The following is a 23,664-nucleotide window of genomic DNA, read 5'->3' on the forward strand; positions in this document are numbered from 1 at the left end:
ATTCAATATAGTGGCTACATAAAATAAATTTTTGCAACCGATTGCATTTTTGTTAAAATATTTTTTACTTTAGTCATCAATTATAAACTAACCGGCTAAATACCCGGTGCTGTACACCAATATTTTAATCTTTTATTAACCTATTTAATAGCACGCTTATGCGAATGACAGTTTACTCAAAACAAAAGGTAACTGAATCAGGCAGGTTTCACTCTAAAGGTGTTTTTACTTTCGCTTTTATTGCCCTGTTGGCTCTTTTTTCCTTGTCGCTTTATGCACAAAACATCAAAATTCACGGACGGGTAATGGACTCATCCGGTCAATCAGTACCCGGAGCCATAATTAAGGTAAAAGGTTCTCAGATTGGAGTAGTAGCCGATGCTAACGGCAACTTTCAGGTTTCTGCACCAGGTAATGCCATATTGCAAATATCTTTTATAGGCTTTACTAAACAAGAAAAGGCTGTAAATAACCAAACCAACATCATTATTACATTGGCGTCGGAGACAAAAAATTTACAGGACGTGGTTGTAGTAGGCTATGGTAGTCAACGCAGAGAAGCTGTGACCGGTTCGGTAGCTTCAGTGAGTGGGGCTAAATTGAATGAGGTGCCCTCGGCTAATATCGCTCAGGCGCTGCAAGGCCGTGTGGCAGGTGTGGAATTGGCCCAAACTTCAACAAAGCCTGGCGCCACCATGCAAATCCGCATCCGCGGTACGCGTTCTATTAATGCGGAAAACGATCCTTTAATTGTCCTTGATGGGATTCCTTTCGGCGGGACTATCGCAGATATCAGTCCTGACGATATTAAAAGTTTAGACATTTTGAAGGACGCCTCTGCAACCGCTATTTACGGATCTCGCGGAGCTAATGGTGTAATATTAATCACCACCAAAAAAGGCAGCAAGGGGCAGGAGCCGCAAGTATCTTATAATGGTTATTACGGTACCAAAGACGTTATGAAATATCCGATGATGCAAGCCGACCAATATATTGCATTGCGGAAAAGAGCCGGATTGAATAAGAATCCCGGTGCAGACGAAGATCCGACAGGAGCGATAAATACAGATTGGCAGGATTTATTTTACAGAAAAGCCGCCGTACAAAACCATGATTTAAGCGTAACAGGTGGGGCCGCCAAAACCAGCTACAAATTTGGCGTAGGGTATTACAGGGATGAAGCCCCGATACCCCTGTCTCAATACAACCGTATTTCGCTGCGCGGCTCTGTTGATCAGGAAATAGGTAAGCTCTTCCGTATAGGATTTACAACTAATAATAGTTACAGTATCACCGATGGCGCCAATTTAGGTATGTATGGTGTTTTAAGCATGTCGCCAATTGCAAATCCGTTTAATACCGATGGAACCACCAAAAGAGTAGTTACCATGCCACAGGACATTCAATGGGTTTACACTAAAGGAACGATGAATGCTTTGGGAGATAAGTATATCAACAGGACAAAAGAATTTGGCTCTTACAACTCGGCCTATGCAGAAATGAAAATCCCCGGAGTAGACGGCTTAAAATATCGTTTAAATCTCGGTGGAAATTTTCGTTCGGGGTATACAGGAAGTTACACGGGTATAGGTGTTTTTAGCTCTGATGTAGCAAACCCTAACACGGCATCAGTCAATAATTCACTTACCACGCAATGGGCAATTGAGAATTTGCTTTCTTATGACAAGACTTTTGCTCAAAAACATACCATTAATGTGGTAGGATTATATTCATCAGAACAAATAAGCTATAACAGTTCATCTATCGGGAGAAAAAACCTCGCCGGCGACGACTTTCAGTATTTTAACCTGGGGCAAACTTCAACAGGAAGTAATGATGATATCACGATTGATCCTAACAACCAGTCTTATTGGGTTAGCGGCCTGAAATCTTTTATGGGCCGTGTAATGTATTCTTATGATGATCGTTATTTGCTGAGCGCTACCTTCCGTAGTGATGCTTCTTCAAGATTGGCCGAAGGCCATAAGTGGCACAGCTATCCGGCTGTTTCGGTTGGATGGAACATTCATCGGGAATCATTTATGCAGGGCCAGGATTGGATCAATTCCCTGAAGCTGCGGGTTGGTTATGGGCAAACATCCAACCAGTCTGTAGCGCCGTATGCCACCCTCGGTCAATTGAGCGTAAGACCTTATAACTTTGGCGCTACAAATGCCAACGGGTATTACGTAACTCAATTACCTAACACTTCACTGGGTTGGGAATATTCCAAAACGAAAAACCTGGGATTGGATTTCTCCCTGTTTCAGGGCCGGCTTTCGGGTACCGTTGAAGGCTATGTTACCAATACCAATAATCTTTTACTTAGCGTATGTCTGCCTGCTACCTCAGGTGTAAGCAGCTACACCGGGAATGTAGGCTCTACCCAAAATAAAGGATTTGAGATTTCGCTCAACGGGGTGATCTTCAGCGATAAAAATGGCTGGACATGGGAAGCTGGTGTAAATTTATATCGTAACGTTAACAAAATTGTGAGCCTTGCATCAGGACAAACACGTGATGAAAGTAACTGGCTTTTTGTTGGGCATCCTTTGAACGTAATATTTGATTATCAAAAAGTAGGGATTTGGCAGGCCGATGAAGCTACAGCTGTGAAGCAGTATGAAGGCAGCGGAGGTCAGGTAGGTATGATTAAAGTGCTCTACACCGGTGATCACAATCCGGACGGATCGCCTACCCGCGTTATTGGATCTGATGACAGGCAAATTATGAATGCCGACCCTAAATTTCAAGGTGGATTTAACACGCGGGTGGCTTATAAAGCGATAGACCTGACCATTGTAGGAGCTTTCCAGAACGGCGGTATATTGAACAGTACCCTATATGGTTCTAATGGTTATCTCAATCTTGAAGACGGACGACGCGGACAAATTGCTATAGACTACTGGACTCCGGACAACCCTAATGGGCAATACCCTGATCCCAACGGACCTAAAAATAGTAACAACCCTAAATACGGTTCTACTTTGGGCTATTTCAGTGCGTCTTACATGAAAATACGTACCATTTCACTGGGTTACAATTTAACAGGTAAATGGGTTCAAAATGCCGGGATAAAAAGGCTGCGTATTTATGCTACTGCACAAAATCCGTTTATATTCTTTTCTCCTTACTACAGCCAATCGAAATTGGATCCTGAACCTAACTCATACGCAAACGACAGCGCAAATATGGCAGTTGCCTACGGATATGGACAACGAAGGTTGCTTACGGTAGGATACAATACGCCTACAACACGTAACTATCTATTGGGTATTAATGTAACATTTTAAAATATAAGACAATGAAGCGTGTATATACGAACATATTCAGACTAACAGTCTTGACCGCATTCGTCTTAACAGGATGCAAAAAAATTCTGAATGAAAAGCCCCGTAGTATTTTTACTCCGGAATATTTTAAAACACAGGCAGGTGTAGTAGGTGGAATCACCTCATGCTATGCTCACCTGCGATTGATGTATGGTAATGGCTATTTTTTAAATTCAAATGAAATTAGCACTGATGAGGCTACCTGGGGCCAAAACTCCGATGGAAATGTAAGGAATCTCGATTTCTCAGGTGTAGGAAATATAGATCCTTCAACCAGCAATACCGGGATCCTTTGGGGAGCGGCATTTCCCAATATTAATACTGCCAGTGGTGTAATTGAGAATGGAGCAGCTGTGGGCGTTTCTGATGCACTGATTGCAGAAGCCAGGTTTTTCCGGGCGTTTGATTACTTTTTGCTGGTGCAAACCTTTGGCGGGGTGCCGTTGGATTTGGGCGGAGGTGAATTAAAATTTAATACATCTACCATAAGAACTTCAAAACGGAATACTGTACCCGAGGTCTACGCTAAAGCAGTGTTTCCGGATTTATTAATTGCAATTGATAAGTTACCGGCCACAGGACGTGTTGTTGGTGGGGTTACCAAAACGGCGGCGCGTCTTTTCCTGGCGAAAGCTTATTTAACCTATGCCTGGTGGTTGCAAAATCCAAACAATATTCCAACCTTTCCGAGTACATCAAGAACCGACCCCAATGGTCATGATGCGGCGTGGTATTTTCAGCAGGCCTATGATGTAGCGGTATCTGCTATTCAGGATCCAGGTCCGTTTGGTTTACAGCCTACCTTCTACGATGTAAGTGTAGCCACCAATGATCGCAATAATGAAGTTGTGTTGTATGCTGATCACACACAAACCAGCAGCATTTATAACGGCGGTGATTTAAGCTATAGTGGCGGCGGCTTTGGTACCGATAGCTTTGCACAATGGTTTGAGCAATGGAACTATACAAATATTAAAAGCAGTACTTCCAGTACAAGCTGGGCCCCTGTCAACTCTGTACAGCGTGCAGCAGTTCAGTCGTTGGGCCGTCCGTGGACAATGCTGGCTCCTCCACAAGCTATATTTAAAAACACTTTTGCCGATAAAACGAGCGATTCGCGTTATGACGGTACTTTCGTAACCCGTTACCGTACCAATTTTGTAGAGGCAGCTGTAAAAGTGAATAACGTAACTCCAGCCTATTTGTATAATGCTAACTTTTTGCCGGTAGCCGAAGGTGAACCGATCCTTACCTTTTTAAATGATGATGTAACAGGTGTGGATTATTCCAATTCAAAATTTAACAGTACCGTTGGCGCTGGAGTTTTACCCGGCCGGGCAGATTTTGTGATTGAACCAAGTGCATACAGCAGGATTTGTTACCCCGGTAACTGGAAACTGGGTCCTTACCGTACAGATAATAATGGTGGTTTAGGCCAACCCAACGGTAGCCTTACCCGGCCTTTTCCGGTGGCTAAATTCTCTGAGTTGTTCTTTATTGCGGCCGAAGCTGCGGTTAAAGGCGCCGTGACGAAAGGGGTTAGCGGTACCTATGCAAATGATGGTACTGCAAGGGGCCTGATTAATGTTATCCGCGGACGTGCAGGGAAATGGCGTTGGGATAATGGTAATAATGTGGCTAAAATACAGGATAACAGTGCTGAAGTGATAGCCGCTACACCTGCCGCCATCGACATTAATTACATTTTGGCCGAAAGATGCCGGGAGTATTTTGGAGAAGGTTATCGTTGGCTTGATCTTGTGCGTACACAAAAATGGGCTGAGTTAAGCGGCACCTTTGTAATAGCGGGCAAGACAAACGCCAACGATTGGAACGATCATACAGTTGGAACGTTTACCCGTACTATAACCCCAAATTATTATTTGCGCCCCATTCCCCAATCTCAGTTAGATGGAATGGATATGAGTGCAGCAGATAAAAAAAGCTATCAAAATCCGGGATATTGATTTGCTTATGCATCTGTTAATTAACAGTTAAGATTGTACTATTAAGGGGAGATGGGTTCATCTCTCCTTTTATTATTTTTAATAAATTACTCATCCGAACCATTCTGCCTGATATGAAATCCTCAGTCCCCTTAGTTTTTAACCAACAAAATCTTTTAAAATGGTTTCTTTTTCAACAAAGTAAAATAGGTTTGAAATTTTTGCCATTCATTTTAATATTAATACATTTTCAATCCATTGCTCAGCAAAAAGTGATTAATCAGGCTAAGGCGAGAGAAAGGATCAATATCAATAAAGGCTGGCTGTTTATGCGCTACAACGGCAAAGCTGACGACCTGATCTATGATGAGCGCCCGGCTGTTTTCAACCGCAAAGATGACATCATAGCAGATAGCAGACCCTCGCAAACTGTATTTGAAGGCACTTCCGAAAAAGTATTAAAAAAGTGGATACTGCCAACAGCAAATGATTTTATTAAAGATTCCTCAAAGCGTTTTGTAAGACCACAGGGCAATCCAGGCAACAATTTTCCTTTTGTACAAAAGGGTTTTAATGATAAAAATTGGGAAAGTATAAATCTACCTCATGACTGGGCGGCGAAAGGCCCATTTTATAAAGAAGCAGATGCTATTGTTGGCGGAGGCATGGGGCGGCTGCCCATTCAGGGTGTTGCCTGGTACAGGAAAAAGATCAATATTTCGGCGGCGGACCAGGGTAAATCTATTTATCTGGAAATTGATGGCGCTATGTCTTATGCTATGGTGTGGCTGAACGGAAACCTGGTGGGCGGCTGGCCTTATGGTTACAATTCTTTCAGACTTGATTTAACTCCGTATATCAGATTTGGTCAGGACAATCAAATAGCGATCAGATTAGATAATCCGACCAATTCATCCAGATGGTACCCTGGTAGTGGATTATATAGAAATGTCTGGCTGCTTAAAACTCATTCTGTACAGGTGGCCCAATGGGGAACCTTTGTACATACATCCAATGTTTCTGAATCTTCCGCAACGGTGAATCTGGACGTGAACATTGAAAATAAAGGCAGGACCGATAAGCAGGTGAAAGTAGTGACTGACATATACAGATTGGACGAGCAGGGGAGCAGGTCAAAAAAGATTAGCAGTTTTCCTGTATCGGCAATTAATCTTGGCAGTCATGCTAAGTATTTGGTAAAAAGCCAGGTTTTGATAAATAACCCGGCTCTTTGGGGGCCTTTGCCAAAGCAAACTCCCAATTTGTATGTAGCTGTAACCCGTTTATTTACGGATAATCGGCTTGTTGATACATACGAAACACAATTCGGTGTCAGGGATATCAGGTTTGACCCTGTTAACGGAATATTGGTTAACGGGAAGCCTGTTAAAATACAAGGCGTTAACCAACATCATGATCTGGGGGCGCTCGGCGCTGTATTTAATTACAGGGCGGCAGAAAGGCAACTGGAATTGCTGCGGGAACTGGGATGTAATGCTATCAGATTATCTCATAATCCGCCCGCTCCCGAACTATTGGATATGACAGATCGGATGGGTTTTTTGGTGATCGATGAAATATTTGACTGCTGGGAACAGGGAAAAACACCGTTAGATTTTCACCTCATCTTCCCGGATTGGTATGAAGCGGATACCAGGTCATTTATCAGGAGAGATAAAAACCATCCTTCCATTATTGCCTGGAGTTTTGGCAATGAGGTAGGGGAACAATATACCGCAGAAGCAGGAGCAAACGTAGCCAATAAATTAAAGGCAATTGTAAAAGATGAGGACCCGACGAGGCCAGCGACCGCTTCAATGAATTATGCAAAGCCGGATATGCCATTCCCTAAGGTTATGGATATTATTTCGTTAAATTATCAGGGTGAAGGCATCCGGGATGCACCGGCTTATGCCCATTTGAAAGGAATTAAAGGTCCCCCTTTATATCCGGCATTTCATGACAAATTTCCTGAAAAACTTATCATTAGTAGTGAAACAGCATCTGCGTTAAGTACACGCGGGACCTATATATTTCCGGTATTTAATGGATTTAGTGCACCTGTGAGCGACACGACAGGCGGCGACCCGAAGAATCAATATGTAAGTGCGTATGAGCTGTATACCGCTCAGTTCGGTGCTTCGCCAGACAAAGTATTTGCCTCACAAGATAAGCATCCTTTTGTAGGCGGGGAGTTTGTTTGGTCGGGTTGGGATTATTTAGGAGAACCGACTCCTTATTACGGAGCGCGGAGTTCATATTCTGGTATCATAGATCTCGCTGGCTTTAAAAAGGACAGATTTTACTTATATCAGGCAAGATGGAGGCCCGATTTACGATTCGCTCATATTCTACCGCATTGGACCTGGCCCGGCAGGGAAGGAAAAGTTACGCCGGTCCATGTATTTTCCTCGGCAGATGAGGCTGAATTGTTTCTTAACGGAAAATCACAGGGACGAAAAAAACGCGGCGAGTATGAATATCGTTTCAGATGGGACGAGGTAAAGTACGAGCCTGGTGAAATCAAAGTAGTGAGCTATAAGAATGGCAAGCTCTGGGCAACAGAAACGGTTAAAACTGCGGGCAATGCCGTTAATTTACAATTAATCGCCGACCGAAATGAGATCAGAGCAGATGGATCTGATCTGTCTTTTGTAACATTAAAAGTTTTAGATAAAGATGGGAACCTGGTGCCGCAAGCTAACGATAACATTACTTTTTCAATATCCGGTCCTGCAGAGATTGTAGCTACGGATAATGGAGATCCGACAGACCTGGTGGCTTTTCCTTCAAAAGAGCGGAAGGCATTTAGTGGCATGGCATTGGTCATTATCAGATCGAAAAGCAAACAGCCGGGTAAATTAATATTGACAGCAAAGGCTTCAAATATGAAGTCAGCGGAACTTGTTTTATCCAGCAGGAATTAATTTAAAAGTAGAAGGTATATTAAACAGCACAGCCGGTTGGATTTTCCAACCGGCTGTGCTGTTTAATTAGGGTTTATCGGTTCGGAAAGGTGCGGCAGGTAAACCTTCTTTGTTAATCAGGTTCGGGTTAACCGGATCGTCGGCCCAGGCATAACGTACATACATCGGATGAGGTACTTCATCACTTGTTAGCACGACTGTATTATTTTCAATTTTTGCCTTCGCCCAAACAAATACCTTGTCAGCTCCAGCAATTGCGAACTCCTGTGGCTCCTCATTATCTTTGGTGACTAAACCAAGGCCGACCGACTTAAAAACAACGGTGATTTTATTGTCATCAATGGTTGCTGATTGGAAAACCGGTCCCGAGGCTACTACCTCATTATCATGATAAGCTGTTTTTTGCGCTGCTAAGGCAAGTCGCTCGCCTACTTCCTTTTTCGCATCGGGGTGAATATCATTCCACTCACCAATATCAATAGCCACGGCCATAGCTGTGTTTGGAACGGATAATGAAGCTGCCTGCGCCTCGCGAAAGGCGGCCCATTGACTTTCGGAAGGTAAATAATTCATGTCCATGAATCCGGGGAGCTGAACAAAAAGAAACGGCGCATCCGGATTTTGGAATTTTTGCCGCCAGTCGGCAATCATTGCCGGTTGTAGGTTAGCATACTGGTCAGCTTTACCTGTATTTGCTTCCCCCTGGTACCACAGAAATCCTTTAATTCCATAATTAAGCAAAGGGGCAATCATGGAATTATACAATGCAGTTGGCTGATTTTGAGCGTTAAAGCTACCTCCACCCGAGAAAACGTGCTGCGGAACTTTTACGAGGCCAACCTTGTATTGCCAGTATCCGGTCAGGTCAACCGTGTCGGCCCCGGCAATAAGTTGATAAGGTTTATCAGGCACAAAGCCACCTTTACCGGCGTTATTGGTAACGCGCACCACGAACAAGTTTTTGCCCGGTTTCAGTACCCCTTCGGGAATGGTATAACGCCGTTGCGGATACATATAAGCGGTGGTACCAACTTGCTTTCCATTGATGTACATGACATCCGCGTCAACGATACGACCCATAAAAACCTTTGCCGGCGCGGTAAGCATTGACTGTGGAATATTAAACTCCCGGCGATACCATACTACACCATCCAGGTTATGAACGCCCTGATCTTCCCAATAACCAGGAACTGCAATTCTGCGCCATCCTTTTGGTATGTAATCGGGGGCGAACCACTTTTCGGTTAGCCCACGATCTTCCGGCTGATGCAGCGGGACAGCATGTACCGGCCCTCTTTTCAATTTGTTAACGAAGGCCGTGTCTCTGTTCCTCGTTGCTATATTTTCAATGTCTGGAAAAGTTTTAAGACTTTCATCACTCATCCAGGCCTCAATCGGAGTACCGCCCCAACTTGCGTTGATTAACCCAATAGGGATGTGATATTTTTGATAAAGTGCGTCAGCAAAAAAATAAGCAACAGCAGAAAATTCGCCAATATTGACTGGTTCGGTTTTTTTCCATGAACCACCAGGGACATCCTGTTGCGATTCCTGCATATTCGTAGCATTCGCTACCCAAAAATGCCGGATTGCCGGGTTGTTTGCGGCAGCAATTTCTTTGGCGTACCGGACACTATGTAATTTCATTTGATGAACCATATTTGACTGCCCCGAGCAGATCCATACATCACCGATAAGAATGTCAGTTAATAAAATGTGATTTGTTCCGTCAATTTGCATGGTGAACGGTCCGCCGGCCTTCATGGGCGGTAGTATTATCATCCATTTCCCGTCAGTAGCGGTATTGGTTTTGAATGATCTGTTGTTAAACTTAACCATAAGTTTTTCCCCTGCCGATGCCCATCCCCATACTTTTATTTTTGCGTTGCGTTGCAGCACCATACCATTACTGATCAGTTTTGGCAAGCGTACTTCCGAATACGAAGTATATCCTACAAGCAGAAACATTGTCAATATGAACAGGCTTTTTATTTTCATCATTATATAGGTTTATTAATAGGTTGTTTATCACTTCTCATCGCGCTAACGGTTCATTTCAAATAAAGTAGCTGCAATAAACCGGTCTTTAACTTTTACACAAAGTAAATGTGAAAAATAAAAATAATAAAAGCAATCGATTGCATATAAATATTTAATATGTATTTTGCAGCTGCCAATCAAGAAAACTTAAAGTTCATTTTAATTATGAGAAACCATATTAAACATATAGGCGTAAAATTATGCATAGTGCTTAATCTATTGATGGTGATGAGATCGGTTGCACAAACTGAAACTGGAAAAGAATTAAAGGAGAGCTATCGAAATTATTTTCCAATAGGAGTGGCCGTGTCTGCCCGCACATTGAAAGATCCGGCACAATCTGAATTGATATTAAGACAATTTAACAGCATTACTCCGGAGAATGCCATGAAGATGGGGCCTATTCACCCGGAAGAGAACCGGTATTTCTGGCGTGACGCCGATTCCATAGTGGCGTTTGCACAAAAACATAATTTGCGTGTAAGAGGGCATAACCTTTGCTGGCACGAACAAACACCCAAGTGGCTGTTTTACGACAAGAATGGCAAACTGGTAACTAAAGAGGTTTTGCTAAGACGTCTCAGGGACCATATTTACAATGTAGTAGGCCGCTATAAAGGGAAAATTTATGCATGGGATGTGGTCAATGAAGCAGTTTCCGATGACAGTACCAGGTTACTGCGTAACTCCTTATGGTACCAGATTTGTGGCGAAGATTTCATTTTAAAAGCCTTTCAGTATGCGCATGAAGTCGACCCGCAGGCGATACTTTTTTATAACGATTATAATACAGAGCGCCCTGAAAAACGTGAAAGGGTGTACAGATTGCTCAAAAAGCTGGTAGATGCAAAGGTGCCGGTAAATGCTGTCGGCTTGCAGGCACATTGGTCTTTCGATGAACCCACTTCAAATGAACTTATAGCCACCGTTAAAAAATTTGCCTCTTTAGGATTAAAGGTACAGATTACAGAACTTGATATTTCCGTATATCCGTGGGAAAAGAACCATCGTACGTTAAGGCCCGGAGAGGATACATCTTATTCGCCTGAGCGCGAGCAAAAGCAGGCTGATCAGTACGATATGGTATTTAAGGTGTTCCGGAAATATAAAAAATACATTACCGGCGTAACGTTCTGGAATGTTTCAGACCGTTACACCTGGCTGGATACCTATCCTGTTGAGGGCCGCAAAAATTATCCTTTACTGTTCGATCAAAACTTACAGCCCAAGAAAGCATACTGGCGGGTGGTTAATTTTTAATCCTATGAAAAAAATCATAATAATCTCTTTACTTGTATTAACGGCATGGGCCGTGCGCGGCCAGGCGCCCGGGCGCGAAAGCTATGTTACTGAAAAGAATGGAGCGGGGTATTTCCCTTTGTTCGTTGCAGAAAAACCTGTATTTATTTATACAGATGGCCGGGATTATGCAGGCGTTAAAAGAGCTGCAAACAGTATGATGGGCGATATTAAATCGGTAACAGGTAACTTGCCTAAACTTACTGATAAGATGAATGCGAAACATATTGTGCTCATCGGAACCCTTGGTAAGAATGATAAGATTGACCAGCTGGTCAGCCGGAAAAAAATCAACGTTGCTGCAATCGAAGGCAAATGGGAAACTTACTTTATTCAAATAGTACAAAAGCCCTTTCCGGGTGTTGAAAGTGCGCTGGTTATAGCAGGCAGCGACAAACGCGGGACCATTTACGGTTGCTATGATCTTTCGGCGCAGATTGGTGTTTCGCCTTGGTATTGGTGGGCGGATGTTCCTGTCAAACACAAAAAAAACTTATATATACTTCCCGGCAGGCATACTGATGGCGAACCGGCCGTAAAGTATCGTGGAATATTCATTAACGATGAGGCTCCGGCATTTTCGGGTTGGGCGCACGAAAAATTCGGTGGCGTAAATCACCAGGTGTATGAAAAAGTATTTGAACTTATTCTGCGGCTTAAGGGTAATTATTTGTGGCCGGCCATGTGGGGAAACGCCTTTAATGATGATGATAAGCTAAACCCTGTATTGGCAGATGAATATGGCGTGGTAATGGGCACATCTCACCATGAACCAATGGACAGGGCGCAGCAGGAGTGGAAACGTTACGGAAAGGGTGAGTGGAATTACGAAGCCAACAAGCAAGTATTGCAGGATTTCTGGCGTAAAGGCATTGAAAATATGGGTTCAAAAGAAACCATTGTTACCGTCGGGATGCGGGGCGACGGCGATATGCCCATGACTGAAGGTAGTAACATATCACTACTTGAAACCATTGTTAAAGATCAGCGGCAGATTATTAAGGAGGTGCTCAAAAAAGATCCGGCTGAGGTTCCGCAAATGTGGGCGTTATATAAAGAGGTACAGGATTACTATGATAAAGGCATGCGGGTGCCGGATGATGTTACCCTGCTGCTTTGCGATGATAACTGGGGCAATATCCGTAAACTCCCATCATTAACCGAAAAGCCACGCAAGGGCGGTTATGGTATCTATTACCATTTTGACTATGTAGGCGGACCGCGTAACTATAAATGGCTCAATACTAATCCCATCTCAAAAACCTGGGAGCAAATGCACCTGGCTTATGCTTATAATGCGAGGCAGGTATGGATTGTTAATGTTGGTGATCTGAAGCCGATGGAGTTACCGATCAGTTTCTTTCTTGACTATGCCTGGAATCCCAGCCGCTGGACAGCCGACAATCTTCGCTGGTATACAGAGGCGTGGGTTAAACAGCAATTCGGAGCGCAGCATGTTAAAGAGATATCTGCGATACTTACCCGGTATACACTTTATAATGGAAGAAAGAAGCCGGAACTGCTTGACCAGAATACCTATAGCCTAACCAATTACCAGGAGTTTGAGAAAGTAGTGGCAGATTATAACCAACTGAGAGATAAAGCTGAAAGAATATCGGCCATTATTGCACCCCAATATAAAGATGCCTATTATGAACTGGTACTGCACCCGGTGCGGGCTTGTGCTAATCTGAATGAGATGTATTTGGAAGCAGCCAAAAACAAGTACTATGCAGAGATAGGGAATGCGCAGGCTGCAAATGCAGCTGCTGTAAAAGTGAAAACGTTTTTTGATAAGGATAAGGAAATCTCAAATTACTACAACACAGTGCTGGCTAACGGTAAGTGGAATCACATGATGGATCAAACCCATATCGGCTATACCTATTGGCAGCAGCCGCCAATCAATAAAATGCCTGATTTGGCTGAGTCAGATCCTTCCCATCCAAAATCGATCGCTTTGTTACCGGTCTACCACTCGCAGCCCACAGATCACGGTACTCCTCCAAAGGTTTTTAACGAACATGAAGGCTATATTGCCATTGAAGCCCAATATTTCAATAAGGCTATAAAAAGCGATACAGTAAGCTGGATGGTGATACCTGATTATGGTAATACACAATCAGGTGTTACGCCGTGGCCGGTAACTGCCTCAAGAGTGAGGTCCGCATTAAACACGCCGCACCTCGAATATGATATAAATCTAACGGATACAGGAATGGTGTCTGTATATACCTGCGTATCGCCTACGCTCGACTTTAGGAACAAGGATGGGCTATTTTACGCGATATCTATTGATGATGAAAACCCGCAGTTAGTTAATATCACTACTACGGTAGACGGTAAGGAATGGGCGATGGCAGTAAGCGATAATATCCGTAAGCTGGTGACTAAACATCATATAACCAAAGCCGGCAAACATTTACTTAAATACTGGATGGTTGATCCTGCGGTAGTAGTTCAAAAGTTGATAATTGATGCCGGAGGGTTGAAGTCAAGCTATTTGGGTCCGCCGGAAAGATAGGTATAATCAAAGCCCCGGCTCCTTTAGGAGGAAGCTTTGATTATATAAGTGTTCAGAAGCTTGAATTTAAGACACTGAAGCGGAAAAACCTAACGTGTTCACGTTCACAACGTATGAACAATCATGAACATTAATGAATACTTGATAATCAGGTATTTGCATTCTTCCGGGCACTGTGGTGTATAGTCGTTTTATCAATATTGTTATGTTGATAACTAAAAACCAACAGAGTTACCGCCGTCTACAACTAAAACCGTACCGGTTACATACTTAGCTGCATCAGAAGCCAGGTAGTAAACGGCTTCGGCAATATCGGTCGGTTCGCCCAACTTTCCCATCGGTGTCCTGGACATAACCTTGTTTTTCCGCTCCGGGTCGTTGTTAAGCGCCTGGGCCGACATGTCTGTAGCGATAAAGCCCGGAGCAACGCAGTTGACACGGATGCCTTTCGGCGAAAGTTCGGTTGACATAGCCCGGGTCATGCCTTCAATGGCCGCCTTGGTGGCCGAATAGGCGATAACATAGGGTATGCCGTACCTTGACGCCATTGAACTGATATTAACAACACTTCCAGATTCTTTTTCAGTCATATATTTGATCACTTCGCGGCTAATGGCAAATACTGATATTAAGTTAGTTTGCAAAACATGCTGAAAATCTTCATCCGTAACATCAAGAAAATCTTTTTTTTGATTGATACCGGCATTGTTTACCAAAATGTCAGGTATACCATATTCTTTTACAATTTCGTTAATAAGCGCAGGAATACCCGCCAGATCATTCAAATCATATGATTTATAAACACAAAGGGGGCCAAATTTTGCGGCTGTTTCAGCCAGTTTTTGTTCGTTGCGGCTAATCATGATAGTTTTGATGCCGTTTTCAACAAACTTCTTAGTTGTTGCTAAACCCAGGCCCGAGGCGCCGCCGGTAATGATAGCAACTTTAGTTTCAGAAATCATTTATTATTGTTTAGGTGTAAAACAGGTTACTTTCTTAATGAAGATTCTCGTACCAAAAGCTCGGAGCGTAAGATAACACTATGAGCAGGCTGTACGCTATCCTTGTCAGTTAGATAATTGATCATCATTTTAGCGGCTACTTCTCCCATCTCATAGCCCTTGTAATTTACTGTGGTAAGATTTGGTTCAACCACGCAGCATGTGGGGTCATTGTTAAATCCTGCAAAGGCAAGTTGCTGGGGTATTTTAATCCCCGCCTGCTTAACCGCTAACATACAGGCAATAGCGCAAATATCATTTGATGAAAATACACCATCCGGCAAGGGTGTCATTTGTAAAATTTGCTGAGCAGCGACGGTACCGGCGGCTGCGCTTAAATCGTTAACAATTACCAGGCTGTCGTCAAACGGTATCCCCCTGTCTTCCAGTGCTTTTTTGTATCCGTCAAAACGATCTTTATAAACATTCCTTAGTAAGTTGCCTGTAATATGAACAATGCGTTTACAGCCCTGGTCAATCAAATGCAAGGTAATTTCATAGGCTGCTTTAAAATTATCAATATGGATAAGCGGGCAATTTTCGAGTTCAGTTACCCGGTCAAAGAATATGACAGGTGTTTTTCGTCTGATAAATTCTCTAAAGTGGTCAACATCTGTTGTATTATAAGCAAGAGATACTAACAAACCCTCCACCCGGTTATTCAACATAGCGTCAGCGTTGCTGATTTCCCGTTGCATCGTCTCCAATGACTGGCTAATGAAAAGGCCGTAATTCGCGTTGTTAACAACTTTTTCAATACCGGCAATCACATCAGACATGAAGTTGCTGTTAAGACGCGGAACAATGACTCCAATAACTTTACTTTTCTTTTTGCGTAAATTACTGGCAAAGCTGTTAAAATGATATCCCATTTCTTCGGCAGTTTTTCTAATCAGCTTTTTGGTGTTTTTGTTAACCCGGGGATGGTCTTGAAGTCCCCGGCTCACGGTAGCGGCAGAAATGTCAAGCTTTTTCGCGATATCATAAATTGTTATGTCTTTTCCGTTATCTGCCATGCAGTTTTTTTTAATATAAGTTAACAGGTAAAGATAAAAAAATGAATTAGAAAATCGAAAAAATGGCAATCGATTGCCATTTTTATTTTACATTTGAATTTACGAAGAAATAGCTATGATACCCAATTTAGAGCAAACCTTTCGGTGGTTTGGACCAAATGATCCGGTTACCTTAAAAGCCATCAAACAAACAGGCGCTACAGGAATAGTAACGGCACTCCATCACATCCCTTGTGGTGATGTTTGGAGCGTTGAAGAAATACAAAAAAGAAAAACATTAATTGAGAGGGCCGGCTTCAGATGGTCGGTGGTGGAAAGTGTAAATATTCATGAAAGCATTAAGATAGGTTCATTAGAGCGGGATGAATATATCAGTAAATACATCGAAACACTTAAAAACCTGAATAAATGCGGCATTGGTATTGTTTGCTACAACTTTATGCCTGTGCTCGATTGGACGCGTACACATCTGGATTATCGTTTAAACAATGGTGCTTCGGCTTTGCGTTTTCACGCGCCGGCACTTGCAGCATTCGATTTGTATATTTTACAGCGGGATGGCGCTTACAAAGATTTTACTCCCGAACAACAAAATGTTGCTAAAGCCTATTTTGATAGCCTCGGCGAGCAAGAAAAGGAAGTTCTGAAAAATACCATATTGGCAGGTTTACCTGGTACAGAAGAGGTATATACCGTTGAAGAATTTAAGGAGCACCTGCAAAAATATTTAACGGTTAATGCACAAGTGCTCAAAGGTAATCTTGCTTATTTTCTGCAATCCGTTATACCTGAAGCAGAGCGTTTAGGTATTAAAATGTGCATCCATCCTGATGATCCGCCATTTCCGGTGCTGGGATTACCACGTGTAGTTTGCAATGAGCGGGATTTACATGAGGTAGTAAATGCTTATCCGTCACCATCCAATGGTATCACCCTTTGCACGGGCTCTCTTGGTGCAAATCCCGGGAATGATATTCCTGGTATTGTAGACCGTTTGGGCGCTCATATTCACTTTTTACACTTGCGTAATGTAAGGCTTGAACCCGATGGCAGCTTTTACGAAGATGAGCACCTGGCCGGTAGTACCAACATGTATGAGGTGATGAAAAGTATTGTAAAAGAACAGATCCGACGAAAATTGGCCGTGAGAGATGATATTGCCATACCAATGCGGCCAGATCATGGACATAAAATACTTGATGACTACCGTTATGATACTTATCCTGGCTACTCGGTTATCGGCCGCTTGAAAGGACTGGCAGAGTTACGCGGCCTGGAGATGGGTATTAAAAAAGGAATAGAAGAAGTAGTGTAACATCAATTGATCGTCTTTTTTAATGACGGAATGCCCGCTGTTATTAATTAATCGGCTAACTTGAAAAAATCGATAAACGTTTATATATTAGCAATCGATTGCATTGCTTGCTTTTGTAGGCAGGTTTGTCGAAAGCTTCATTCCAGTTGTCACCTTTAACCTGGTTTTATGAGACCTGTGATATTATTCAGAAAGATATTGCTGACTGTTCTGACAGTCGCGGCAACCAGCACCGTTTGGGCTGATAACGGCTATAAACTATGGCTGGAATATCATAAAATAACGGATGCAGCCAAGGTGAAAATTTATACATCACAATTGGGAACAACTTTTTTTCAGACAAAATCGGCACAAAGTGGGGTCGCTTACAATGAGCTTTCTTCCGGATTGATAGACATGCTTAATCTCAAGCCTGTTAAAGTAAGTAGCGTGAAAGATGGTGGGCTGATTATCGGTACGCGTAACGAATTGCGTGATATAGATCATGTTATAGCAGCCGATAGCCTTTTTGAGCGTATTGGCAATGAAGGGTACATTATAAAAAATATCGTTATAGCCGGAAGAAAAAAAGTTGTGGTGACTGCAAACACGGATATTGGAATATTGTATGGTGTTTTTGGTTTTCTACGGCTACTTGAAACACAAACAGATATTAATAAATTGAACATTGTCGAATATCCGCGAACAATGTACCGCATACTTGATCACTGGGATAACCTGAACCGGACCGTTGAACGCGGATACGCAGGTGCATCTATCTGGAATTGGCATAAACTGCCAGGATACATCGATCAGCGGTATATTGATTATGCCCGCGCCAATGCCTCTGTCGGTATTAATGGTTCTGTATTAAATAACGTAAATGCCAACGCGCTGATACTCACAACAGATTATTTGATAAAGGTAAAAGCATTGGCAGATGCCTTTCGGCCTTATGGCATCAAAGTTTACCTGTCTGTTAAATTTAGCAGTCCGATAGAAATTGGTAAACTAAAAACAGCAGATCCACTTGATCCGCAAGTACAGCAGTGGTGGAAAGATAAGGCAAATGAAATTTACCATTATATTCCGGACTTTGGCGGTTTTTTGGTCAAGGCTAATTCAGAGGGCCAACCAGGGCCGCAAACTTACGGGCGAACTCATGCCGACGGTGCTAATATGCTCGCAGACGCTTTGGCACCTCATCATGGCATTGTGATGTGGCGTGCGTTTGTGTATGATAACAATGTTCCTGATGATCGGGCTAAACAGGCTTACAATGAATTTAAGCCTTTTGATGGTAAGTTCAGACCTAATGTGATTATCCAGGTTAAGAATGGTGCGATAGATTTTCAACCTCGTGAACCGTTTCACCCATTATTTGGTGCAATGCCTAATACTTCGCTGATGATCGAGTTTCAGCTTACCCAAGAGTATCTGGGGTTCTCCACTCATTTGGTTTTCGAAGCGCCTTTGTTTAAAGAGTGCCTTGATGCTGATACCTATGCCATGGGTAAGGGGGCTTCGGTAGCAAATATCCTGGAAGGTAAATACAATCGCAAGCTGATAACCGGAATGGCCGGTGTTGCAAATATTGGTTCTGATATCAACTGGTGCGGTCATCCGTTTGCCCAAGCCAATTGGTTTGCATTTGGGAGGTTAGCATGGAACCCCGGACAAAGTTCGGATAAAATTGCAGATGAATGGCTTCGTATGACCTTCAATAACGATCTGACCTTTGTTAAGCCCATGAAACGGGTTATGCTGCAGTCAAGGGAAACCGCGGTAAATTATATGACCCCGCTGGGTTTACACCATATTATGGGTGTAAATACGCATTATGGGCCGGGCCCCTGGGTAGATGACGCCGGACGCGCCGACTGGACGGCTGTTTATTATCATAAAGCTGATTCCGGTGGCATAGGTTTTAACCGTACAAGTACAGGTAGTAATGCAGTTAGCCAATACCTTATACCTGTACGTGATAGGTTTGAAAATTTGAACACTTGTCCGGAAAAATATTTGCTGTGGTTTCACCACGTAAAATGGACTTACCCTACAAAATCAGGCCGTAATCTTTGGAATGAATTAGTCTATAGATATTATACGGGCGTTGATTCGGTTAAAAGTATGCAGCAAATATGGAATAATATGGCTTCAAAGGTGGATGCAGAACGTTTTACAGCTGTGAAGCAATTAATGAGCATACAATATCAGGAGGCGCAGCGCTGGCGGGATGCATGCGTGTTGTATTTTCAGACTTTCTCGCAGCTGCCGATACCGCCCGGATATGAAACACCTGCTCATGCGCTGTCCTATTATCGTGACCAAAAGTTTCTTATGGCGCCCGGTATAGGGGGCAATCAATAATCACATTATTTATAAATCTTCAAAATATGTTTGATATCAACACCAAAAAGAAGCTGATGTTACCGTTCCTGTTCATAGTAGCAGTCAATGCATCAGTATCAGTCGCGCAATCGAAAAAAGAGTTTTTAACAGAACCGCTTATTAAAAATATATATACTGCCGATCCATCTGCGCACGTATTTAACGGGAAAATTTATATCTATCCATCACATGATATTGACGCGGGCATTCCAGAGAATGATAACGGGGACCACTTCGCCATGCGCGATTATCATATCTTTTCCATGAATGACATAGGAGGACCCGTTACAGATCATGGAGTAGCCCTTGATATTAAAGATATACCATGGGCAGGCAGGCAACTCTGGGCGCCCGATGCAGCTTATAAAAATGGCATTTACTATTTGTACTTTCCGGTGAAGGACAAAAATGATATTTTTCGTATTGGGGTTGCTACGTCTAAAAATCCATCAGGGCCTTTTAAGGCAGAACCTAATCCTATACCGGGCAGTTTCAGTATAGATCCTGCTGTATTTACTGACACTGATGGTAAAACCTACATGTACTTCGGCGGTATTTGGGGCGGGCAACTGCAGCGATGGGCGACGGGTAAGTACAACGCTAATGGATCGAAAACAGATTTACAGCAGGATAACGCGCCAGCGCTGAGTTGTAAGGTGGCGTTATTAAAGCCCAACATGAAGGAATTCGCCGGAAAGGTAAAAGATGTAGTGATAGTGGATGATGCCGGAAAACCGTTACTGGGAAAAGACCACGACCGCCGCTTTTTCGAGGGTTCCTGGATGCATAAATATCAGGGTAAATACTATTTTACTTATTCAACCGGCGACACGCATTTCTTGTGCTATGCCGTTGGTAATAATCCTCTCGGTCCATTTACTTACAAAGGTGTATTCATGAAACCTGTGCAGGGATGGACAACCCATCATTCAATCATAGCGTTTAAAGGTAAATGGTATATTTTTTATCATGATACGGAGCTCTCCGGAAAAACGCATTTGCGCAATATTAAAATGATCGAACTCCATCATAACAAAGATGGGAGTATACAGTTAATTGATCCGTTTAAATGATGGTTTCATCCCTGAACTGCTCAGGGTTCGGTATCAATCTTATTTTCTTGTTATTTTACGGATGGCGTTATTCGAGAGATCAGCAACAAATATGCCGCCAGGGTTTACCGTAAGACCTGTAGGGCCCCTAAATGTTGCCTGAGCCGCAGGGCCATCTTGAAAACCTTCTGTCAATAAGCTGGTAATTGGTGTTAAAACCTTGTCGTAGGACAAATGTAGTATCTGATATTTTCGTTGAGTTAACGAAGATGTATCACTGGGCGAAGAGCGTGTTATGGATATAAAAGCATTTTCATGGGGGGAAATGTTGAAATTTTTATCCCGGTTTGTTACCGCTAAATCATTGATGAAACTCTGTTGACTGGGGGCTAATTTATAAAAAGTAGTTACTTTTCCATCCAAAGTTATTTTCCGTATGGTCTGCCCGCCGGTGCTTACACCATTTCCGTCAACAACCCATAAGATTCCGTCATTAGCATATCGTATGTTACTTGGATAACTAAAGCGTGCATTTCCTCCTTGTCCATCTACAAGGCCAATTTGACCGGTTTTACCAGCGAATATAGTAGTGTTACCTTGTTTTGTTATTTTCACAATACGATTATTTAGCTCGTCTGCAACGTAAATGGTGCTATCGGGTGCGATCGCCAGGTCAGCAGGATTGGCGAAAGTGACACTTGCCGGGATGGTAGTTACAACATTATTTTTATCGATTTTCACGATACTGCCGATGTCAGATGAAAATGTGATGCGCGTTAAATAAACTGATCCGTTTGCCCCCGCTTTGATTCCGTATGGGCTGTCCAGGTTGGGCAGTCTTGACACCTTTCCCTGCTGGGTTATTTTATATATCAATCCACCGGCATTTGGGGAAGATACATATAAGGTCCCGTCGGCGGCGCTGCATATGTGATAAGGAAATTGAACTTTGGGCAAGTTGTTAGAATTCAAACCGGAAACCAGGGTGCTTACAATGTAAGATGAGCTCAATGAGAATTGCTGTGGACTTTGCAAAGCGATATTTTCCTCAGATGTCTGAGGTTGTATTTGGCTTTCTTTTTTGCAGGTTTGGAAAGCGAGGATGGCGTAACAAATTATAATTAATTTCAACGCACCATTGAATATTGTTTTCATATGAAACTAATTTATATTTAGATTTTGTTAAAAGAATATAGCTTAGCTGACCAGGAGTATAATAAAGTTACTACTAAAACATATTCGGATAATACATCCCAATTAATTGTGTAAAAACCGTAAAGTTTTAACTATATTCTTTATAATATCTTATATAAGCTACATAAATAAAGTGCAATTAACGGTTGCTCCCATCCTTAAATAACCTTCAGATGGTTTATTGAACACTTTTACTCTTTGCCCGGAATACAAGCAATATAAACCATATTATCCTCAATACATTCCTGGGACAAACCCTCAATAATTTCGAATATTCACTTGCAAACGCAAGCCGTTGCAACGCGTGTAAAGCATATTTATTAATAAAATAAACTAAAACAATCGATTACTTTATAAAAAAATTATAAAGTTGTTAGTTTTATTTAAAATATATGTTAAGTTTGACGTAACCTATTATACAAAAATGACTGTTGTAAGAAAACACAGCCTATTACGAAAAGAATTACTTAAGCAGTTTTATTATCACAAGCAGCTTACATTAACGGAGTTAAGTAAGCTTACTAATAAAAGCCTGCCATTAATTACCAGTGCCGTAAATAGCTTGGTAGAGGACGAATATGTACTGGAATATGGTTTGGCACCGTCTACTGGTGGCCGGCGGGCATTGTCGTTTTTATTAAATGATAAAAAACAGAAATACATTGTAGCAGTAGCGGTTGATCAACTGCTTACGCAGGTTGCTATTTATGATTTGATGAATAACGCCAAGGTAAAACCTGAAACAAAGCAACTCGTTCTTTTAAAAGATGATGCTTCATCTCTTGAAAGCTTTACCGATTTCTTAAAAAATTACATTGCGGCGTCTGGTATACCCGCCGAACAAATACTGGGCGTTGGTATTGGTATGCCCGGGTTTGTAAACGCAATGGAGGGGATAAACTATACTTTCTTTAAGCCCGAAGGTAATATCACGCTCAAAAACTATTTGAGTGGCCAACTTAATTTACCTGTGTACCTTTATAATGATTCAAGTTTGATTGCACTTGCCGAGTTAAAATTCGGTATTGGAAAAAACTTAAAAGACGTACTCGTAATCAACATCGGGTGGGGCATCGGACTTGGAATGATTGTTAACGGTAGTCTTTTCAGGGGGCATACGGGTTATGCCGGGGAGTTTAGTCACATCCCATTGTCGTTAAGCAATAAGATATGTTCCTGTGGTAAAAGAGGGTGCCTGGAAGTAGATACTTCATTACTGGTGATGATAGACCGTGCTAAGTCGGCAATGGCAACAGGCGCATCATCAAGTATGGAACAGATTTTTAACGATACCGGAGATCTGCCGGTTGAACATTTTTTACTTGCCGCCCGCGACGGCGACCCGCTGGCGGTATCTATTGTATCAGATGCGGCTTTTTTAATAGGTAAAGGCATTTCAACTTTAATTCATATCATGAACCCTGGCCTTATAATTTTAAGTGGGACCGGCGCTCTTGCCGGTAAAATTTTAATGGCTCCCATTCAGCAGGCCATTAATGAATTCTGTATTCCGTGGCTGGCCGAACAAACTGAAATACGGGTATCTCAGCTCGCTTCTGACGCCAAACTATGGGGCGCCGCGACACTTGTTATCGAGAACTGTGATTTCTGAACCCTCAACTTAATCAAATATGAACAATCTATCTAA

The 23,664-nt window shown here is 42.5% G+C and carries 13 protein-coding genes; 9 read left to right on the top strand and 4 right to left on the bottom strand.

Annotated elements, in window-relative coordinates:
* Positions 1-164: 164 nt before the first annotated feature.
* The 3 genes from SNE25_RS06865 (at position 165) to galB (ending at position 8,205) form a co-directional block, all read left to right on the top strand.
* Positions 165-3,293 carry a SusC/RagA family TonB-linked outer membrane protein gene (locus SNE25_RS06865; protein ID WP_321564354.1) on the top strand — a complete coding sequence of 1,043 codons (3,129 nt, stop codon included), beginning with the start codon at positions 165-167 and terminating at the stop codon, positions 3,291-3,293.
* 11 nt (positions 3,294-3,304) lie between these two features.
* Positions 3,305-5,299, top strand: a complete 1,995-nt coding sequence (locus SNE25_RS06870) for a RagB/SusD family nutrient uptake outer membrane protein (protein ID WP_321564355.1) — start codon at positions 3,305-3,307, stop codon at positions 5,297-5,299.
* 113 nt (positions 5,300-5,412) lie between these two features.
* Positions 5,413-8,205 (top strand): beta-galactosidase GalB, encoded by a 2,793-nt coding sequence (gene galB / locus SNE25_RS06875; protein WP_321564356.1) that lies wholly within the window; start codon positions 5,413-5,415, stop codon positions 8,203-8,205.
* A 66-nt stretch (positions 8,206-8,271) separates the two neighbouring features.
* On the opposite strand, the gene SNE25_RS06880 is transcribed toward galB, so the two are convergent.
* Positions 8,272-10,206: a sialate O-acetylesterase gene (locus tag SNE25_RS06880; protein WP_321564357.1), complete on the bottom strand. Its 1,935-nt coding sequence runs from the start codon at positions 10,204-10,206 to the stop codon at positions 8,272-8,274.
* A gap of 204 nt (positions 10,207-10,410) precedes the next feature.
* Between SNE25_RS06880 and SNE25_RS06885 the strand changes: the two genes are divergently transcribed.
* The gene (locus tag SNE25_RS06885; RefSeq protein ID WP_321564358.1) at positions 10,411-11,505 is read left to right on the top strand and encodes an endo-1,4-beta-xylanase; all 1,095 of its coding nucleotides are present in this window, start codon (positions 10,411-10,413) and stop codon (positions 11,503-11,505) included.
* A gap of 4 nt (positions 11,506-11,509) precedes the next feature.
* Positions 11,510-14,068 carry a glycosyl hydrolase 115 family protein gene (locus SNE25_RS06890; protein WP_321564359.1) on the top strand — a complete coding sequence of 853 codons (2,559 nt, stop codon included), beginning with the start codon at positions 11,510-11,512 and terminating at the stop codon, positions 14,066-14,068.
* Positions 14,069-14,283: 215 nt separating this feature from the next.
* Here SNE25_RS06890 and SNE25_RS06895 read toward each other — a convergent pair whose 3' ends face one another.
* Together SNE25_RS06895 and SNE25_RS06900 are read right to left on the bottom strand one after the other, a co-directional pair.
* Positions 14,284-15,030, bottom strand: coding sequence for an SDR family NAD(P)-dependent oxidoreductase (locus SNE25_RS06895; protein ID WP_321564360.1), 747 nt, complete (start codon positions 15,028-15,030; stop codon positions 14,284-14,286).
* Between the two features lie 26 nt (positions 15,031-15,056).
* On the bottom strand, positions 15,057-16,085 hold the full coding sequence (locus SNE25_RS06900) for a LacI family DNA-binding transcriptional regulator (RefSeq protein WP_321564361.1): 1,029 nt from the start codon (positions 16,083-16,085) through the stop codon (positions 15,057-15,059).
* A 115-nt stretch (positions 16,086-16,200) separates the two neighbouring features.
* Here SNE25_RS06900 and uxuA point away from each other — a divergent pair, with 115 nt between their 5' ends.
* The 3 genes from uxuA to SNE25_RS06915 all read left to right on the top strand — a co-directional run bounded on the left by uxuA (position 16,201) and on the right by SNE25_RS06915 (position 20,843).
* Positions 16,201-17,400, top strand: coding sequence for a mannonate dehydratase (gene uxuA / locus SNE25_RS06905; RefSeq protein WP_321564362.1), 1,200 nt, complete (start codon positions 16,201-16,203; stop codon positions 17,398-17,400).
* A 168-nt stretch (positions 17,401-17,568) separates the two neighbouring features.
* The gene (locus tag SNE25_RS06910; protein WP_321564363.1) at positions 17,569-19,749 is read left to right on the top strand and encodes an alpha-glucuronidase family glycosyl hydrolase; all 2,181 of its coding nucleotides are present in this window, start codon (positions 17,569-17,571) and stop codon (positions 19,747-19,749) included.
* Positions 19,750-19,775: 26 nt separating this feature from the next.
* The gene (locus SNE25_RS06915) at positions 19,776-20,843 is read left to right on the top strand and encodes a glycoside hydrolase family 43 protein (RefSeq protein ID WP_321564364.1); all 1,068 of its coding nucleotides are present in this window, start codon (positions 19,776-19,778) and stop codon (positions 20,841-20,843) included.
* A 39-nt stretch (positions 20,844-20,882) separates the two neighbouring features.
* Here SNE25_RS06915 and SNE25_RS06920 read toward each other — a convergent pair whose 3' ends face one another.
* A complete protein-coding gene (locus SNE25_RS06920; RefSeq protein WP_321564365.1) occupies positions 20,883-21,977 on the bottom strand; it encodes a virginiamycin B lyase family protein in 1,095 nt (364 codons plus the stop codon).
* 463 nt (positions 21,978-22,440) lie between these two features.
* Between SNE25_RS06920 and SNE25_RS06925 the strand changes: the two genes are divergently transcribed.
* Positions 22,441-23,628: an ROK family protein gene (locus tag SNE25_RS06925; protein WP_321564366.1), complete on the top strand. Its 1,188-nt coding sequence runs from the start codon at positions 22,441-22,443 to the stop codon at positions 23,626-23,628.
* Positions 23,629-23,664: the final 36 nt, after the last annotated feature.

It is taken from the genome of Mucilaginibacter sabulilitoris, assembly GCF_034262375.1.
Classification (GTDB): Bacteria; Bacteroidota; Bacteroidia; order Sphingobacteriales; family Sphingobacteriaceae; genus Mucilaginibacter; species Mucilaginibacter sabulilitoris.